Annotated in this window: 15 protein-coding genes; all 15 read right to left on the bottom strand. The window is 59.4% G+C overall.

The genetic code is table 11. The features are described 5' to 3' along the window. Positions 1 to 11: 11 nt before the first annotated feature. Entirely contained in the window at positions 12 to 1,160 is a 1,149-nt protein-coding gene (locus HMPREF9098_RS04005) for a THUMP domain-containing class I SAM-dependent RNA methyltransferase (RefSeq protein ID WP_003782263.1), read from the bottom strand. 40 nt (positions 1,161 to 1,200) lie between these two features. Further along, positions 1,201 to 1,479: a hypothetical protein gene (locus tag HMPREF9098_RS04000; RefSeq protein WP_003782262.1), complete on the bottom strand. Its 279-nt coding sequence runs from the start codon at positions 1,477 to 1,479 to the stop codon at positions 1,201 to 1,203. Between the two features lie 57 nt (positions 1,480 to 1,536). Next, entirely contained in the window at positions 1,537 to 1,860 is a 324-nt protein-coding gene (locus tag HMPREF9098_RS03995) for a rhodanese-like domain-containing protein (protein ID WP_003782261.1), read from the bottom strand. After that, positions 1,857 to 3,155, bottom strand: a complete 1,299-nt coding sequence (serS, locus tag HMPREF9098_RS03990) for a serine--tRNA ligase (RefSeq protein ID WP_050781265.1) — start codon at positions 3,153 to 3,155, stop codon at positions 1,857 to 1,859. The genes HMPREF9098_RS03995 and serS overlap by 4 nt, the downstream gene beginning before the upstream one ends. Before the next feature lie 157 nt (positions 3,156 to 3,312). Then, entirely contained in the window at positions 3,313 to 4,110 is a 798-nt protein-coding gene (gene truA / locus HMPREF9098_RS03985; protein ID WP_003782257.1) for a tRNA pseudouridine(38-40) synthase TruA, read from the bottom strand. 2 nt (positions 4,111 to 4,112) lie between these two features. Then, positions 4,113 to 4,892 carry a M48 family metallopeptidase gene (locus HMPREF9098_RS03980; RefSeq protein WP_003782254.1) on the bottom strand — a complete coding sequence of 260 codons (780 nt, stop codon included), beginning with the start codon at positions 4,890 to 4,892 and terminating at the stop codon, positions 4,113 to 4,115. A gap of 105 nt (positions 4,893 to 4,997) precedes the next feature. Continuing rightward, positions 4,998 to 5,612, bottom strand: a complete 615-nt coding sequence (lolB, locus tag HMPREF9098_RS03975) for a lipoprotein insertase outer membrane protein LolB (protein WP_003782251.1) — start codon at positions 5,610 to 5,612, stop codon at positions 4,998 to 5,000. A 7-nt stretch (positions 5,613 to 5,619) separates the two neighbouring features. Next, positions 5,620 to 7,548, bottom strand: coding sequence for a tetratricopeptide repeat protein (locus tag HMPREF9098_RS03970; protein ID WP_003782250.1), 1,929 nt, complete (start codon positions 7,546 to 7,548; stop codon positions 5,620 to 5,622). 148 nt (positions 7,549 to 7,696) lie between these two features. Next, positions 7,697 to 8,719 carry an ABC transporter substrate-binding protein gene (locus tag HMPREF9098_RS03965; protein WP_003782249.1) on the bottom strand — a complete coding sequence of 341 codons (1,023 nt, stop codon included), beginning with the start codon at positions 8,717 to 8,719 and terminating at the stop codon, positions 7,697 to 7,699. Positions 8,720 to 8,872: 153 nt separating this feature from the next. Then, positions 8,873 to 10,165, bottom strand: a complete 1,293-nt coding sequence (gene aroA / locus HMPREF9098_RS03960; protein ID WP_003782243.1) for a 3-phosphoshikimate 1-carboxyvinyltransferase — start codon at positions 10,163 to 10,165, stop codon at positions 8,873 to 8,875. A 38-nt stretch (positions 10,166 to 10,203) separates the two neighbouring features. Beyond that, complete coding sequence (locus HMPREF9098_RS03955) at positions 10,204 to 11,133, bottom strand: J domain-containing protein (protein WP_003782241.1); 930 nt, start codon at positions 11,131 to 11,133, stop codon at positions 10,204 to 10,206. Further along, positions 11,130 to 12,059 (bottom strand): tRNA pseudouridine(55) synthase TruB, encoded by a 930-nt coding sequence (gene truB / locus HMPREF9098_RS03950; protein ID WP_003782240.1) that lies wholly within the window; start codon positions 12,057 to 12,059, stop codon positions 11,130 to 11,132. Before truB ends, HMPREF9098_RS03955 begins: the two co-directional genes overlap by 4 nt. Before the next feature lie 39 nt (positions 12,060 to 12,098). Further along, complete coding sequence (locus HMPREF9098_RS03945; RefSeq protein ID WP_040564703.1) at positions 12,099 to 12,707, bottom strand: riboflavin synthase; 609 nt, start codon at positions 12,705 to 12,707, stop codon at positions 12,099 to 12,101. 70 nt (positions 12,708 to 12,777) lie between these two features. Then, a complete protein-coding gene (locus tag HMPREF9098_RS03940; RefSeq protein ID WP_003782237.1) occupies positions 12,778 to 14,925 on the bottom strand; it encodes an AsmA family protein in 2,148 nt (715 codons plus the stop codon). Positions 14,926 to 15,037: 112 nt separating this feature from the next. Then, positions 15,038 to 16,294 carry a bifunctional phosphopantothenoylcysteine decarboxylase/phosphopantothenate--cysteine ligase CoaBC gene (gene coaBC / locus HMPREF9098_RS03935; protein WP_003782236.1) on the bottom strand — a complete coding sequence of 419 codons (1,257 nt, stop codon included), beginning with the start codon at positions 16,292 to 16,294 and terminating at the stop codon, positions 15,038 to 15,040. Between the last annotated feature and the right edge of the window lie 2 nt (positions 16,295 to 16,296).

Genomic DNA, 16,296 nt, shown 5'->3' with positions numbered 1-16,296 from the left:
CATCCGCCAGCCTATTTTTCGCGGTTGCTGCCCGCCACCATATCCAGCAGGAACAGGCGGCAGTCCAAATTGCCGTTGAACAGCGGGATTTTGCGCTTCGGTTTTAGGCGCATGAGTTTGGGCATGTCCATGTCGCCCGAAAACAGGCCGGCCGTCCAGCCTGCGTAATGCTGTTTGAGCCACGAGCCGAGTTGCGGGTAAAGCGCGTGCAGGGCTTGGATTTCCGCAAGGCGCACGCCGTAAGGCGGATTGGAGACGATGATGCCGCCTTCGCCGTTCGGGCGTGTGTCTTGTGCGTCCAACGTGTTGATGTCAATGAAACCGTCCACTTCGGCGGCAGCGGCGTTGGCTTGGGTCATGCGCGTCATGGCGCGGTCGTTGTCGGATGCGGCGATGTTGGCATACGGCCGGTTTCTGATGGCATGGCGCGCTTTGGCTTTGAGTTTCACCCACAGGGCGCGGTCGAATTGCGCCAGTTGTTCAAAGCCGAAACGGCGGTTCAGCCCGGGCGCGCGGCCAAGCGCTATCCATGCGGCTTCAATGGCGATGGTGCCGCTGCCGCAAAACGGGTCTTGGAAGGGCTGCGTGCCGTCGTAGCCCGCCAAAAGCAGCAGGCCGGCGGCCAGGTTTTCGCGCAGGGGTGCTTCGCCGGTGTCTTGGCGGTAGCCGCGTTTGAACAGGGCTTCGCCACTGGTGTCGATGAAGATAGATACGTTGCGCTCGTCCAAAAAGGCGTGGATGCGGATGTCGGGGCGCGATTTGTCGATGCTGGGGCGTTCGCCGTCATGCTCGCGGAAGCGGTCGCACACGCCGTCTTTGATTTTCAGGGCGGTGAAATCGAGGCTTTTCACGTTGGCGCGTTTGCCTTCCACTTTCACTTTGAAGGTTTGGGACACATTAAACCAGTTGTGCCACGCGATGTTTTTGGCGGCTTGGTAGATGTCGTGTTCGCTGCGGTAGGCGGTGCGTGCCAGTTGCAGCAAAATGCGGCTGGCGGTGCGCGAGTGCAGGTTGGCGCTGTAAACGTGTGCCATCGTGCCTTGGCAGGAAACGCCGCCGTCGGTGGGGGTGACGGCGGTGCATCCTTGTTGCTGCAATTCTTGCGCCAGAATGGTTTCCAAGCCGCGCGGGCAGGTGGCGAATAGGGTGTGGGTGGTCATTTCGGTGTTCTTCGGTGAGGGGTTGCAGGCTGCCTGAAACTCAATAGCCGCAAATCCGCTGCCGCAGGTGGCCGTCGTAATAGCAGCGCACGGGCGGGCGGCGCGGGTAGTCGCGGTAGATGACGGTGGGCGGTGCGGTTTCGCTGATATTGACCACGGTGCCCGGCGGCGCGTTCACGGTCACGGTTTTATTGACGGTGGTGGTGCTGTGCGTGGGCAGGTCGATGTCCAGTGCGGCGAAGCGGCCGTCGGGCGTTTCGGCATACATGCAGCCGCCAAGCAGCGCGGTCAGGAAAACGGGCAGGAGGATACGGTTCATGGTGTGCCTTTCGATGTCGGTTGCAGCGGGACAAGTCGATGTGCAGGCTGCTTGGGGTCAGTAGCGCGGCAGGGACGGGTCAATCTGCCGCGCCCATGCGTCGATGCCGCCTTGCAGGTTGGCCACATTCTCGAAACCGACGTGCGTCAAATAACGCGCCACGTTCAGGCTGCGGATGCCGTGGTGGCAATAGACGATTATCGGCACGTCGTCGGGCAGTTCGTTGTGGCGCAGCGGAATCAGGTTCATGGGGATGTGCAGGCTGCCTGCAAGGGCGCAAAGGCGGACTTCGTCTTCTTCGCGCACGTCCAGCAGCAGGGGTGCAGGCTGCTCTTTCAGGCAATCCTGCACTTGCTGCGGCGTGAGTTGCGTAATACTCATGCGTCGGCTTCCAAGCGTTCCAAGCCGCCCAAATAGGGGCGCAGTGCGGCGGGGATATTGATGCTGCCGTCTGCGTTTTGGTGGTTTTCCAGCACTGCCACCAGCGTGCGGCCCACCGCCAAACCGGAGCCGTTGAGCGTGTGCACCAGCCGGTTGCGGCCGTTTTCGTCTTTGAAGCGCGCCTTCATGCGGCGGGCTTGGAAATCTTCGCAGTTGGAGCAGCTGGAAATCTCGCGGTAGGTGTTTTGCGCGGGCACCCACACTTCCAAATCGTAGGTTTTGGTGGCGCCGAAGCCCATGTCGCCCGTGCAGAGTGTAATCACGCGGTAGGGCAGTTCCAGCGCTTTCAAGATGTTTTCCGCGTGGCCGACCATTTCTTCCAAGGCTTCGTAGGATTTTTCGGGCTGCACAATCTGCACCATTTCCACTTTGTCGAACTGGTGCTGGCGAATCAGGCCGCGCGTATCTTTGCCGTGCGATCCAGCTTCGCTGCGGAAGCAGGGCGAATGTGCGGTCAGTTTCAGCGGCAGGTCTTTTTCCGCCAGAATCGTGTCGCGCACGGTGTTGGTCAGCGTTACTTCCGCCGTGGGAATCAGGTATTGCGTCAGTTTGGTTTCATCGCCGCCGCGCGTTACGTGGAACAGGTCTTCGCCGAATTTGGGCAGCTGGCCCGTGCCCAAGAGCGTGCTGTCGTTCACGATATAGGGCGTGTAGCATTCCGTGTAGCCGTGCTGCTGCGTGTGCGTGTCCAGCATGAATTGCGCCAATGCGCGGTGCAATCGGGCGATTTTGCCCTTCATCAGGCTGAAGCGCGCGCCGGACAATTCGGCCGCTTTTTCAAAATCCAAGCCCAGCGCGGCACCCAAATCCACGTGGTCTTTGATGTCGAGATCGAACGTGCGCGGCGTGCCGACTTTTCGGACTTCCACGTTTTCGGTTTCGTCTTTGCCCACGGGCACGCTTTCGTGCGGCAGGTTGGGGATGCGCAGCAGCAGGTCGTCCAAAGCAGCCTGCACTTGCGGCAGTTCGCTCTCGATGTTTTCCATGTCGGTTTTCAGTTGGGCGACTTGGGCTTTGGCGGCTTCGGCTTCGTCTTTTTTGCCTTGCCCCATCAGCACGCCGATTTGTTTGGACAGGCTGTTGCGCTGCGCCTGCAATTCTTCGCTGCGGATTTGGAGCTGTTTGCGGCGGCCTTCCAGTTCGCCGAAGCGCTCGGTGTCCAGCACGAAGCCGCGTTGGGCCAGGCGTTGGGCGGTGGTTTGGATGTCGTTGCGCAGTAATTGGATGTCGAGCATGGTGCGTGTCCTCATCAAAATGAAAATGGGAAATAACGGATATTGTAAACGAAAAAGGGCGCAGGTTGGGAAAAGCAGCCTGCAGTCGGCCGGCATTCCCTGCATAAACAGGCAGCCTGCACCCTTGCTTCGGTTTGAACGGGTGCAGGCTGCTTTTTCATAGCCAGTCGGGCAGGGCGGCCGGTTCGATGTGCCAGCGTTCGGGGTAGTCCACGCCGGTCAGGTAGAGGCCGTCGGGCATGAAGGTGGGCGGCGCGTAAAGGCGGCTGCGCGTTTCGATGAGTTCGCCGAATTGGGCAACGCTCAAGCGCCCGCAGCCGACATAAACCAATGCACCCATGATGTTGCGCACCATGTGGTGCAGGAAGGCGTTGGCGTGCAAATCGAGTTTGAGCAGGCTGCCGGTGCGCTGCAAATGCACGGCATACATGGTTTTGACGGGCGATTTGGCCTGGCATTGCGCGGCGCGGAAGCTGGAGAAATCGTGTTCGCCGACCAATAATTGCGCGGCTTGGCGCATGGCGTCGTCGTTTAAGGCGTAATGCGTCCAACCGGCGCGACCGTAGAGCAGGGGCGAGCGCACGGGGGCGGATTCGAGCAGGTAGCGGTAATGCCGCCCGGAAGCGTCGAATCGGGCGTGGAACGCGCTGTCGGCGATTTGCGCTTTGTGCACGGCAACGCCTTGCGGCAGGTGGGCATTCACGCCGCGCACCCATGCGGAGAGCGGCCGGTCGGCGCGGCTGTCGAAGTGGACGACTTGCGCGGTGGCATGAACGCCGGTGTCGGTGCGGCCGGCGGCAATCACGCTGACGGGTTCGCCGGCAATTTGCGACAGCGCGTGTTCCAAAGCAGCCTGCACCGTTGCCACGCCTTCGGCTTGCTTCTGCCAGCCGAAAAAGCGGCTGCCGTCATAAGCCAGCGTCAGCGCATAGCGCGTGGCGGTTTGTGTCTCCATGCTTACCGCTGTCTGGCGCGTTGGTAAATCGGCATCACGTTGGGCAGTTCTTTGCGAATCAGCTCGATGCGGTCGTTATTGGTGGGGTGGGTGGAGAGGATTTTTTCCAGCGCGTTGTTGTTGTCGTTGGCGCGGTTCATCTTGTTCCACACGCTGATGGCGGCTTCGGGGTTGTAGCCCGCCTGCGCCATGAGCTTCAATCCGCCCAAATCGGCTTCGCGTTCGGCATCGCGGCTGAACGGTTTGTTCAAGCCCAAATCGGTCAGCAGTCCCACGCCTTTTGAAGCGGTGTTGGCATCAATGCCGGTGGTGGCCGCCAAAATTTGCGAACCCAGTTGTGCGCCCAAGCTGATGCCCACGCTGCGGTTGGCTTCTTTGCGGCTGTGTTCCAGCAGGGCGTGGGTCATTTCGTGGCCGATAATGGCGGCGATTTCGGCATCGGTCAGGTTCAGTTTTTCGACAATGCCTGTGTATACGGCCATTTTGCCGCCCGGCATCGCCCATGCGTTCAATTCGTTGGAGCGGATGACGGTCATTTCCCATTGGAAGGGCTGGCCGGTTTGGTTGGCGGCATCGGCAAAGGGGACGAGGCGGCGGAATACGGCCTGCACCCGCTTGGCGGTGGCGGACGTGGTGTCGACAACGCGTGCGGCGCGTGCCTTGTCCATATTTTGGCGGTAGTTCAGCGCGGCCTGTTGGTTGATGGTGGCGCTGTCGATGACGTTGCAGGCTGCCTGCGAGAGCAGGACGGCGCAGCATAAGGCGGCAATGCGTTTTTTCATGGGGAATCCTTGTTCAATGATGGCGGAAGTTGGAAACAGGGTGCAGGCTGCTTTGGATAGGCCGTCAAAGCAGCCTGCACCTTGCGGTTAGACGTGCAGGCTGCTTCATTGGGCGGCAGCTTGGGCGCGTGCGGCGCATTGGCTCGGACGGCTGGAATCGTCGGCCAATGTTTGGTATTGCGTGAACACCATGCGCAGCGTTAATTGTCCGTTTTCCAGTTGCAGGATGCGTGCGCTGCCGTCTTCGTTCGCTTCGCGGCGGATTTGCCAGCCAAGCTGCTGCAACTGGCCTTCCGTGCCGAACCGATGCGGTATGCCTTTGACCCATTCGCCGTTGGCCCACACGCTCAGGTGTTGCAGCGGCAGAGGGTAACCCAGCAGCTGACGGCTCAATGCTTCGGGCGTGTCGGCGGTGTATTGCCGCCCTTTGTAATCGGTGGCGATGACGCCGGTTTTGTCGCGGCAAAGCTGCCCCACCGTGTTGCCCAGCGGCGTGTTGATGTCCAAGGTTTCCACTTGGTTTTGGCGCGTCCAGTCGAAGCTGGCGTTATGGCCTGTCTGCTGCATTTTAATGCCGATGCGACCGTTGGCTTCAAACGGATTCTCGGTTTGCTGTTCGCGCCATTTTTGCTGTGCCTGCGTTTGCACGGGGGTGTTCATCGAGGTGCAGGCTGCCAGCAGCGCGGCGGCCAGTGCGGGGAATATCGGTTTCATCTTCATGGTGCGCTTATCGGGTGTTGCCGGCGGTGAAGGACACGCCGAATTGTTTCAAGGTTTGCTGCAAAATCTGGTTGTCCGGCTCTTTCTGCCAGCCTTCGCGCCACACTTTGCGCGCTTCGTCTTGACGGCCTTTCTGCCAATACAGCGTGCCCAAATGCGCGCCGACTTCGGCGTTTTTGAATTTTTGGTAGGCCGATTCCAGATATTCCAAGGCTTTGTCCAAATCGCCCTGCAAATAATACGCCCAGCCCAAGCTGTCGAGGATGGCGGGGTTGTCGGGCTGTTGTTTGTGCGCGGCCTGAATCAGCTCCATGGCTTCGGCAGCGTGGGTTTTGTTGCCCGTCATCAGCAGGGTGTAGCCCAGCGCGTTTTGGATTTCCGGATTATTCGGGCGCAGGCTCAACACTTGGCGCAATCCGACCACGGCAAGATTGTGCTGTTGCAGTTTGTCGGTGTACAGCAGGGCGCGTTGGTAAAGGATTTCGGCAATGTATTCGTTGTTGCGCGGGTGGCGTTGCTGTTCCTGTTGCAACAGGCGGCTCAATTGGGCGACGGCTCGGGGTGCAGGCTGCTTTTGCGCCGTGATTTGCACGGTCAGCCGTTGCAGGTATGCGGCATCGAAGAAATGCCCGTTCTGCGCGTCTTCTTTCTGTGCCAGTTGCAGATGGCGTTCTGCCTGAGCCCATTGTTTTTCGGAGGCATATAACGCGGCAAACAGCGTGTGCACATCGAAATTGTGGCGGGTATTCAGCGGCGCTTTTTGCAGCCATGCCAATGCTTGGCGGTTGCGTTCTTCAGACGATTTCTGTGCTGCTTCGCCTTCGCCATCGTCTTCCTGGCTGGCCAGGAACATGGCGGCGCTGAGTGATGCCATGGTTTTTTGCTCGTCATCGCCCAGTTGGTACACTTTTTCAAAATGCGACAAAGCCAAAGGCGATTTCGGGTTTTTGCCCATTTCCACCGCCGCCGCCCAGAAATACAGCCGTGCGGACGGCGTATCGCTCAACAAGGCGTTCAATTTCGGTGTGACGCGGTCGAACTCTTTGGCGCGTATCAGGCTTTCCACTTCCAATTCACGCCAAGAAGTGGCCAGTTTATCGGTCGGCGTTTGCTCGAAAAATCGCGCCAGCACGGAAGGGTGGTTCTGCACCAGCACCAGCATAATCACTTGCGTGTTGGTATCGATTTCCGCATCTTTTGCCGCCACGCGCTGCAAGGCTTCGATGGCCAAGCGTTCGTCGCCGCCTTTGCCCACGTTGGCAAAAATATCCGTCATGGCGGCTTCGGTCAGATGGCTGTTCGCCACGGCCGCACGGTGGATGGCGTTGCGGCCTTGTTCGCCAAGCCGCGGCTGTGTAATGCTGGTTTGCGCCAACATCAGGAAAATCCGTTTTTTCTGCTCGTCATTGGCATTGGCCAGCACGGTGTCCAGCGAAGCCAGTGCCGCTTTGAAATCGCCCGTTGCCAAAGCAAGGCCAAACTGCAAACGCTGCTGCGCGGGGCTGGGCTGTGGTTCGATGGCCTGCCATTTTTGGTAAATCTGCTCGGCAATGCCATCGGCGCGCAACTGAATTGCCAGTTCCATTGCGCGTTCGGCCACTTCGGCAGACGGTGTTTTGTTGAGCGTGTACAAATACATCTGCAATGTCTGCCAAGGCGACTGCTGATAGGCGATTTCGGCCAGCATCAACCCGAACAGGGTTTGCGCGCGCTCGGCAATGCCGCGGCGGCGTTCGATTTCGGCAGCGCGTTCCGCAGCGTTCACCGGCACTTGGCGGGTGGGGTGGAAAATGGGGCCGGACGGTTGGGGTGCAGGCTGCTTTTGCGTTGCTGGTCGTGTGTTTTTGCGTGGCGTGTTCGGTGCGGCGTGCAGGCTGCCTGCGGAAAGTGTGAAGCAGGCGGCTAATGCGGCAAATAGGATTTTGCGCGTAAACATGAATCGGGTCCTTATTCCTTGATAGGGCGGGGCGCGTGCCCTGCGGCATCGGCCATGGTTGGAGAGTGCGCTACTTTATCATAAAACCCGCATAAAGAAAAAAACCGCACCCTTCGGAATGCGGTTTCGTTTGCAAAGATTTGTATGTTTATTCAATCACGCGGGTGGCGCGTTTGCGGATAGCGTCAGAGAACGACAGGCCTTGTTCGGCGGCGAATTTGGCGTTGAGGTGCAGCTCGAACTCGGTGGGTTTGGTCGGTGCGATGCTGCCGGCTGCCGTGCCGCGCAAAATCTGTGCGGCCATTTTGCCGGATTCCAAGCCGATTTTGTAATCGTTCACGCCGATGGCGGCCGCTGCGCCGCGTTCCACGGATTTGGTGTCCGAAGCGATGAGCGGGATTTTCATTTCCATGGCGGCCTTATGCATGGAGTCGTATGCGGCCACCACGTTGTTGTCCTGCACGGTGAACAGCACGTCGGCTTTGCCTTTCAGGCTGCGTGCGGCAGTGAGCACCTGCGCGGTGGTGGGTGCGGGGGCTTCCACCACGTTCAGGCCCTGTTTGCGTGCCTGTTCGCGCAAGTCGTTGAGCATGCTGACGGAATTGGCTTCGCCCGGGCTATATACATAGCCGATGTTTTTCAGGTTGGGCAGCAGTTCGCGCATGAGGGCGAGGTCGGGTTCCATGCTGCGGTGGTTGGACGTGCCGGTGATGTTGGTGCCGGATGGCTGCCAGTTTTGGATGAGTTTTGCGCCAATCGGGTCGGTGATGCCGGCAAACACGACAGGGATGGTTTTGGTGGCGGCGGCAACGGCTTGCGCGCTGGGGGTGGTGATGGCGACGATGACGTCTGGATTATCGCCAGCGAATTTTTTGGCGATTTGGGTGGCGGTGCTGGGGTTGCCCTGCGCGGATTGGAAATCGACTTGCAGGTTTTTGCCTTCTTCAAAGCCTTCCGCTTTGAGCTGGTCAAGCACGCCTTGGCGAATGGCGTTGAGCGACGGATGGTCCACAATGGCGGTGATGGCGATGCGTTTGGTTTCGGTTGCGCCGGTGGCGGCAGAGACAGCGCTGGCGGCAGGTGCAGGCTGCTTTTGTGCGGCATCTGGCTGGCAGGCGGCAAGCAGGCCGGCAGCCATCAGGCCGATTGCGGTGAAACGTAGTGTGTTCATGGCGTTTTCCTTGTGTGTTCTTTGGCGTGGATAAGCGGCGCTAAGCGTATCACAGATAAAATAATGTGTAAATCTGCGTTAAGAAAGAATAGGCTTTCCGTGCAGGCTGCTTTCGGGGGGCTGCACGGCCAAAAAGCAGCCTGCACGGGCAAATCATGCCGCCAGTCCTGCAAATACGTCAAAATAAGTTGGGAAGGTTTTGTGCGTGCATTGCGGGTCGTTGATGATGACGGGCACGTCTAGCAGCGAAACCAGCGAGAAGCACATCGCCATGCGGTGGTCGTCATAAGTGTCGATGTGCGCATCGGCAATGAGTTGTTCGGGCGGCGTGATGTGGATGGCTTCGGCTTCTTCCACCACGGTCGCGCCCACTTTGCGCAGTTCGGCGGCCATGGCGGCGATGCGGTCGGTTTCCTTCACGCGCCAAGAGCCGATGTTGCGGATGGAGCAGGTCTGCCCTGTGGCCAGCGCCACCACGGCCAAGGTCATGGCGGCATCGGGGATGTGGTTCGCGTCCAAATCAAACGGCAGGACGGCTTGGTTTTTGGCGCGGGAAACTTCAATGAAATCATCGCCCCACAGCACGATCGCGCCCAGTTTTTCCAATTCGCGGGCAAAGGCAACGTCGCCCTGGATGGCGTGTTTGCCCAAGCCGGTAACGCGCACGGGTTTGCCGGACAACAAGCCAGCGGCCAGAAAATAGCTGGCGCTGGAAGCGTCGCCTTCAACGTGCAGTTGGGCGGGGGCGTGGTAACGGCTGGCGGCGGGAAGGTGGAACGTGCGGTATTGGCGGTTTTCCACGTTCACACCAAATTGTTTCATTAAATTCAAGGTAATGTCGATATACGGCTTGGAAATGAGTTCGCCTTCGACTTGGATTTGCCATGCGTCGCCGGTGAGCGGCAGTGCCATGAGCAGTGCGGTGAGGAATTGGCTGGACACGTTGCCTTTGATGGGGATGGTGAGGACGGGCGTGTTGTGCCGTGCGTGAATGTGCAGCGGCGGATAGCCTTCGTTGCCCAAATAATCGATGTGCGCGCCGACCAAGCGCAGGGCATCGACCAAATCGCCAATCGGGCGTTCGTGCATCCGTGCCACGCCGTGCAGCCGGTATTCGCCGCCCAAAACGGCTAAGGCGGCGGTGAGCGGGCGGAACGCTGTGCCGGCGTTGCCCAAAAACAAATCGGCTTCGGTGTGCGGGAAGCGGCCGTTCTGTCCGACCACGTGCAGGCTGCCTGCGCGCTGTTCCAGCGGCACGCCCAGTTGCGTCAATGCTTCGAGCATCCGGTCGGTGTCGTCCGATTTGAGCAGGGAATGGATGTCGCATTCGTTGTCGGACAGGGCGGCCAGCAGCAGCGTGCGGTTGCTGATGCTTTTGGAGCCGGGCAGGGCGACGGTGTTGTGCGGTTTCAGGGTGCGCGGTTGCAGGCGGATGGCGTCGGTCATGGTGTTCTCGGCGGTGGGGTTGGGGGTGCAGGCTGCTTTTAATAGGTGACGGGTGCGCGGCCACGTTGCAGGTAAACGGTTACTTCTTGCTGCTTGCCTTGCAATACGATGGTTTCGCTGTTCACGTGTTCGCCGCCGTCCAGTTGGCGGTAGCGGATTTGGTAGCGGCCTGCGTTCAGTTGCGGCAGTTCGAATTGTCCGCGCTCTGGAATGAAGAAGCTGCGCAGCGGTTCGGTGCCGTTTTCGGCGAACAGCTGGGCGAATACGTCGGACGAGTTGCGGATGTTTTCGACAAAAATGCGGTAGTTGCCCTGCCCGATGTGCTGCGGATAGCCGTCAATATAGGCGGCGCGGTCGGGGAAGGGGTTGCCGTTCGGTGCGGCGAAGGGGCGGATGTAGTTCATCTGGGCGAGGCTGGCGGCTGCGGCATCGGATGCGTTGGCCGTGCCGGCGGCAGGCTGCCCCATATGGCCGAAAACGGGCGTTTCTGCGGGGGCGGAAGCGGCGGGCACGGTGGTGCGGTTGGCGGTTTCGGGGTTGTCCTGCCGGTCCCAAATCAGCAGGCCGAGCCCGACCATCAGCAGCAGGCATAATCCGGAAAACAGGATGACCAGCCCTGTTTTGTGTGGCGGCACGGGCGGTGCGGCGGCGGGCGCGGTGGGGACGGGCGGGTATTGTGCAGGCTGCTTTTGTGCGGCGGCGTATTGCTGCTGCATGGCCTGAACTTGTGCCTTGAGCCGTTCGGCCGCGCGCTGTTGGGCAATCCATTGGTCGTGTTCGGCGCGTTTTTGCGGGTCGGACAAGACTTCGTAGGCTTGGTTGATGAGCTGCATGATGCGGTGGGCATCGGGGTCGGTGTTCAAATCGGGGTGGTATTGTTTGGACAGACGGCGGTAGGCCTGGCGGATGGTTTGCGCGTCGGCATCGGGGGCGACGTGCAGGTTGTCGTAGTGCGTGCGGATAGTCATGAGGTGTGCTGCGTACTGCTGGTGTTCATTAAACGGAGGGCGTGGAGGCGGCGCGTGTCGGCACGGTAATGCGCCAGCCCGATCCAATCGTGTTGCGCGGAATAAATACGGACGGGCTGCCCGGCTTCAAAGCAGCCTGCACCCGCATCGACCGACTGCCCGAAACGCAGTTTGGCAATGGATTCGCCGTCCAACACCAGCGAAGGGAAATGCTGCACCAGCACGTCGCACGGCAGCAGCACGGCATCGCGTTCGGCGGCGCTCATTTCCGCCAATGCTTCCAACGTGTGGCTTTGGCCGATGGAAAAGCCGGCGGTGGCGGTGCGGCGCAGGGCGGTGAGGTGGGCGAACGTGCCGATGTGTTTGGCGATGTCTTCGCTCAAGGTACGGATATAGGTGCCTTTGCTGCAACGCACGGCAATGCGCGCCAGCGGCGGTGCGAATGCTTCAATGTCGATGGCGTGGATGCAGATATCGCGCGGTTTGCGTTCAATCACAATGCCTTTGCGCGCGTATTCGTACAGCGGCCTGCCTTCGTGTTTGAGCGCGGAAAACATGGGCGGCACTTGGCGGACGGGGCCGGTGAAGCGGGTGCAGGCTGCTTGGAAGGCTTCGGCGGACACGGCGCAATCGGACGTGGCGATGATGTCGCCTTCGGCATCACCCGTGGTGGTGGCTTCGCCCAGTTTCATGGTGGCGATGTAGGCTTTGTCGGCATCGAGCAGGTATTGGGCAAACTTGGTTGCTTCGCCGAAACAAATCGGCAGCAGGCCGCTGGCGAGCGGGTCGAGCACGCCCGTGTGCCCCGCTTTTTGCGCGCCAAATAAGCGGCGTGCCTTTTGCAACGCGGTGTTGCTGCTCACGCCGACGGGTTTGTCCAAAAGCAATACGCCACTGAGGGCGCGTTTTAAGGCCGATGAAGCCATGATGTCCTTTCCGGAGGTTGCCAAAGTGCAGGCTGCTTTTTAGCGTTGCGCCAGCACGCGTTCGACCGTGTCCACGATGGCTTGGGTCTGCGCGTCGATTTCCACGTTCACGCAATCGCCGACTTGGCGGCTGCCGAACAGGGTGCGCTGCAAGGTTTCGGGAATCAGGTGCACGTTGAATTCGCGCTCGGTAACGCTGCCGATGGTGAGGCTGCATCCGTCCAGCCCGATAAAGCCTTTGGTCAGGACGTATGGTTTCAGTTCGGCGGGCAGCGCGAACCAAAGCGTGCGGTTGTGTTCGCTCTGTTCGATGCGCGTGACAGGCGTTTGCGTGATGATGTGGCCGCTCATCACATGGCCGCCGATTTCGTCGCCGAAGCGGGCGGCGCGTTCCAAATTCACTTCGCTGCCTTCGGTAAGGCGGCCCAAATTGGTTTTTGCCAAAGTTTCCGCCATCAAATCGAAATCCGCTTCGCGGTCGCGAATCTGCGTGATGGTGAGGCAGCAGCCGTTGTGGGCGACAGACGCGCCGATGTGCAAATCGTGCGCCATATGCTCGGGCAGCAGGACGGTGTGGGTGCGGAAATCGGCGGCGGGTTGGGCGATGCGTATGATTTTGCCCGTGCCTTGTACAATGCCTGTAAACATGGTGTTGCGGATGTGTGGGTTGGTCGGATAATTGGTTCTGCCGCGTTGGAAAGCAGCCTGCATGTTGTCATTAAGGCTTCGGTGCGGCGTTGTGTTCCGGTTGGGCGGACGACTGCTGTTTGAGCCATTGCCATTGCTGTTTCAGCGTATCGGAAATGGCCTGCTGTTTTTCTTCGGGCGTTTTCAGGCCTTCGGTAATTTTCTGGTAATTCAGGCTGATGTCCCAATCGTCGTCGGTTTCGTTGCTGACGCGCAGGGGCAGCGGCGTGGTGCTGTCTTTGCCGGTAATCACGATATCTTCTTTAAGCGTATGCGCGGCAAGGTTGAATTCGCCGGTGGCAAACACTTCGGCGGCCGGCCGCAGGAACAGGATTTGGTGGCGGTGCCGGCTGATGCCCTGCCGGATGCTGGCGCTGAGGGTCCAGTTGGAAAACGGCATGACTTTCGATGCGGTGTCCGTTTCGGGCGATGTGGGGCGCTGGGTCAGAGTCTGCACGATTTTGGAGAAGTCGATGCCGCTCCATTCGCCGTCCTTCACTTCCACGCTCAAGCTGCCGGAAAGGTTTTTCAGCCATTCCGCGCTTTGTGCGCCTTGGCTTTGCAGTTTCAACGTGATTTCGCCTTTTCCCGCCAAGTGTTTCTGTGCAAACAGGTCTTGCAGCAGCGGCTGCATTTGCACGTTTTCGGCGTGTTGTTGCCATTGGTATTGCACGGGGTTGTGGTTCAGGATGTGCAGGCTGCCTGTGCTTTGGCCGTCATACCAGTCGGCTTTGAGCGGGTCGAACGAAATGCGCCGTTCGTTGGCTTTGACGGTGGCGCGCACATTGCTGAACGCGGTTTTCGGCAGTATCAGGTTGCCGATGCTCAACTGCATTTGCCACGGTGCGGAATGTGCGAGCCATTCGGGATAGCTGGCCAGCGGGCTGTCTGCCGCGTCGGATTGGCCCACATAGGGGTTCAAGTCCAGTTTGTTGATGCTGATGATGCCGTCCAGCCGTTCGGGTTGGTGGGACAGGGTAATCTGTGCAGGCTGCCTGTCGAGCAAACCGCGTGCCTGAACGTGCCATTGGCGTTGGTCCTGCCAGTGCAGGCTGCCTTCCCATTCGCTGGAAAAACGCGATTCCTGGCCGCTGCCCTGCAACGTGGTGAGCTTGAAATTGTTCAGGCTCACGCCGGTGTCGCGCTGCCAGTCGAAACCGCTGTTGAGCGTGAGCACGATCGGGGTGTTGTTCAGGCGGCTGTGGTTCAGGTTGAGCTGGATTTCGTCGCTGTGGGCGCGCTGTTCGTCAAACTGTGCCTGCGCGGTGCGCAATGTGCCGCGAATCTGACGGTTGTCCGTTGCGGTATTGACGGTGGCGGTGAGGTTTTTGAGCAGGGTCTGCTGTTCTTTGTGGCGGTGGGTCAGCTGGTCGATGGTGGCGCTCAAATGGGTTTGGTATTGCTCGCCGTCCGCCGTGATGCGGATATTTTTGGCCGATAATTGTTCGTGCTGCCACTGGATGGCGGATTGCAGGCTGCCTGTGAACGTGTAGTCCTGTGCCTTGCCGTTGAATTGCAGACGGATGTCGGGCAGGTGCAGACTGCCTTGTTGCAGAAAAGCCGTGCCCTGTGCCTGCCAATGCAGGTTTTGCCAGTCGGCATGGGGCGTGTCGGCCTGAATGCGGTAGGCATGGCCGTTGTTGGCCGGATACACTTGCAGTTGGATGTTTTGCAATGAAAAATGGTGCGCTCCGTAGGTAATGTTCAGGCGGCTTTCGTTCATCATGATGCGGTTGAACGAGGGTATGGGTTCGCCGCCTTCTTCCTGCGGCAGCCACGAAGCCACGTTCCATTCGTTTTTGGCCGTGCGGTACACGGTGCCTTCCGCGTGGTTCAAGACCAGTTTTTCAATTTCCGGCTGCCCGAAAATGCTGCTCCACGCCATGCCGACGCGCACTTCGCCGATAGTCAGGTCGGTTTCGCCCTGCGGTGTTTGCAGGCGCGCATTGCGGATGGTAACGGTGGGGCGGGGGAACAGCGAGCGCTGGATGTTTTTGTCGAACGTGACGCGGTATCCCGTTTTTTGCATGGCACTGTTGGCGCGCTGCGACAGCACGTCGTGGTTGGCAAAACGGTACAGTGAGGCATACGCGCCCAAGTAAGCCAATACCAGGGAGAGTATGCCGTAAGCCAGTTTTGCCGCCCATGAAGGGGCGTGTTTCCAGAACGCTGTCTGCATAATGTGTCATTGAGAATGGAAATAATGATTATAGCAAAAAAAGTGCCAACTACGAAAAGCAGCCTGCACTTGTTCCCTATTCAAAGTGCAGGCTGCTTTTGGCGGTGCAAAATCAAGGTTGTTTTTTCTCGACGGGCTTGACGGTTTCGTTAGGCGCTTTGGGCTTGGCGGCAGCGGCTTTGGCGGCACGCGCGCGCATCAGCGTAATCATGCGCACCACGATGTATTTTGCCGCCTGCTCTTTGCTCATTTGCGGCAGGGCGCGTTCTTGCTCGTCGTCCAGCAGGATGATTTGGTTGCTGCTTTGCCCCATCGCCACGGCAACGTCGTTTGCCACCATAAGCGGAACGTGTTTTTTCTGGCGTTTGGTGCGCGCGTTAGCCAAAACATTTTCGCTTTCGGCCGCAAAGCCGACACAGAACGGCGCATTGGGCAACATGGCGACGCTGCGCAGGATGTCGGGATTTTCGGTTAGTTTGATGACGGGCGCGGCGCTGCATTGGCCTTTTTTCAGCTTTTGCCGCGAAACTTGGGCGGCGCGGTAATCGGCCACGGCGGCCACGCTGATGAACGCATCCATGCCGGTTTCAACGTGCTGCATCACGGCATCGTACATTTCCTTTGCGCTTTCGACCGCGTGGATATGGCGGATGCCCACCGGCAAAGCAGCCTGCATGTGGGCATGGACGATATACACTTCCGCCCCGGCCATGCGGCAGGCACGCGCCAAAGCCGCACCCATTTGCCCGCTGGAACGGTTGGTGATGCCGCGCACGGGGTCGATGGCTTCGTAGCACGCGCCCATGGTGAGCAGCACTTTTTTGCCGTACAGTGGCTTGGGCGACCAGAAATCCGGCAAGAGTTCGGCAATTTCTTCCGCTTCGCGCATTCTGCCGATGCCGGTTTCGCCGCACGCCTGTTCGCCGACGGCAGGGAAGAGGATGTGGATGCCGTCGCGCTGCAACTGCTGGATGTTGCGCAAATTGGCCGGATTGTTCCACATTTCGACATTCATGGCGGGGGCAATGGCCAACGGGCATTTGCGTGCCGCCGCCATTTCGGTAATCAGGTTGTCGGCAAAGCCGTGCGCGATTTTGGCAATGGTGTTGGCGGAGGCGGGGGCAATCAACATGATATCGGCCGCGCGCGTGGCCTGAATGTGGGTCATGCCGTTACCCGCGCCGCCGTTTTGCGTGAGCACGGGGTTGCCGCTCAATGCCTGCATGGTTTGCGGCGTAATGAAGTTGCAGGCTGCTTCCGACATGGCAACGGTAACGGTGTGCCCTTGTTTTTTGAGCAGTCGCACGATTTCACAGGCTTTATAGGCGGCAATTCCGCCGGTAACGGCAAGTAAGATGTGTTTGGACATAG

Source organism: Kingella denitrificans ATCC 33394, from assembly GCF_000190695.1.
GTDB classification, from domain to species: Bacteria; Pseudomonadota; Gammaproteobacteria; order Burkholderiales; family Neisseriaceae; genus Kingella_A; species Kingella_A denitrificans.
The sequence above is the reverse complement of the archived record's forward strand: the minus strand, read 5'-3'. Positions and strand labels throughout refer to the sequence as shown.

Excerpts from the sequence above, each read along its gene's own strand:
- serS (WP_050781265.1), bottom strand. The coding sequence starts at position 3,155 with ATGCTCGACATCCAATTACTGCGCAACGACATCCAAACCACCGCCCAA.
- aroA (WP_003782243.1), bottom strand. The coding sequence starts at position 10,165 with ATGACCGACGCCATCCGCCTGCAACCGCGCACCCTGAAACCGCACAAC.
- coaBC (WP_003782236.1), bottom strand. The coding sequence starts at position 16,294 with ATGTCCAAACACATCTTACTTGCCGTTACCGGCGGAATTGCCGCCTAT.
- truB (WP_003782240.1), bottom strand. The coding sequence starts at position 12,059 with ATGGCTTCATCGGCCTTAAAACGCGCCCTCAGTGGCGTATTGCTTTTG.
- HMPREF9098_RS03940 (WP_003782237.1), bottom strand. The coding sequence starts at position 14,925 with ATGCAGACAGCGTTCTGGAAACACGCCCCTTCATGGGCGGCAAAACTG.
- HMPREF9098_RS03995 (WP_003782261.1), bottom strand. The coding sequence starts at position 1,860 with ATGAGTATTACGCAACTCACGCCGCAGCAAGTGCAGGATTGCCTGAAA.
- HMPREF9098_RS03980 (WP_003782254.1), bottom strand. The coding sequence starts at position 4,892 with ATGAAAAAACGCATTGCCGCCTTATGCTGCGCCGTCCTGCTCTCGCAG.
- truA (WP_003782257.1), bottom strand. The coding sequence starts at position 4,110 with ATGGAGACACAAACCGCCACGCGCTATGCGCTGACGCTGGCTTATGAC.
- HMPREF9098_RS03965 (WP_003782249.1), bottom strand. The coding sequence starts at position 8,719 with ATGAACACACTACGTTTCACCGCAATCGGCCTGATGGCTGCCGGCCTG.
- HMPREF9098_RS03955 (WP_003782241.1), bottom strand. The coding sequence starts at position 11,133 with ATGACTATCCGCACGCACTACGACAACCTGCACGTCGCCCCCGATGCC.
- HMPREF9098_RS04005 (WP_003782263.1), bottom strand. The coding sequence starts at position 1,160 with ATGACCACCCACACCCTATTCGCCACCTGCCCGCGCGGCTTGGAAACC.
- lolB (WP_003782251.1), bottom strand. The coding sequence starts at position 5,612 with ATGAAGATGAAACCGATATTCCCCGCACTGGCCGCCGCGCTGCTGGCA.
- HMPREF9098_RS03970 (WP_003782250.1), bottom strand. The coding sequence starts at position 7,548 with ATGTTTACGCGCAAAATCCTATTTGCCGCATTAGCCGCCTGCTTCACA.
- HMPREF9098_RS03945 (WP_040564703.1), bottom strand. The coding sequence starts at position 12,707 with ATGTTTACAGGCATTGTACAAGGCACGGGCAAAATCATACGCATCGCC.
- HMPREF9098_RS04000 (WP_003782262.1), bottom strand. The coding sequence starts at position 1,479 with ATGAACCGTATCCTCCTGCCCGTTTTCCTGACCGCGCTGCTTGGCGGC.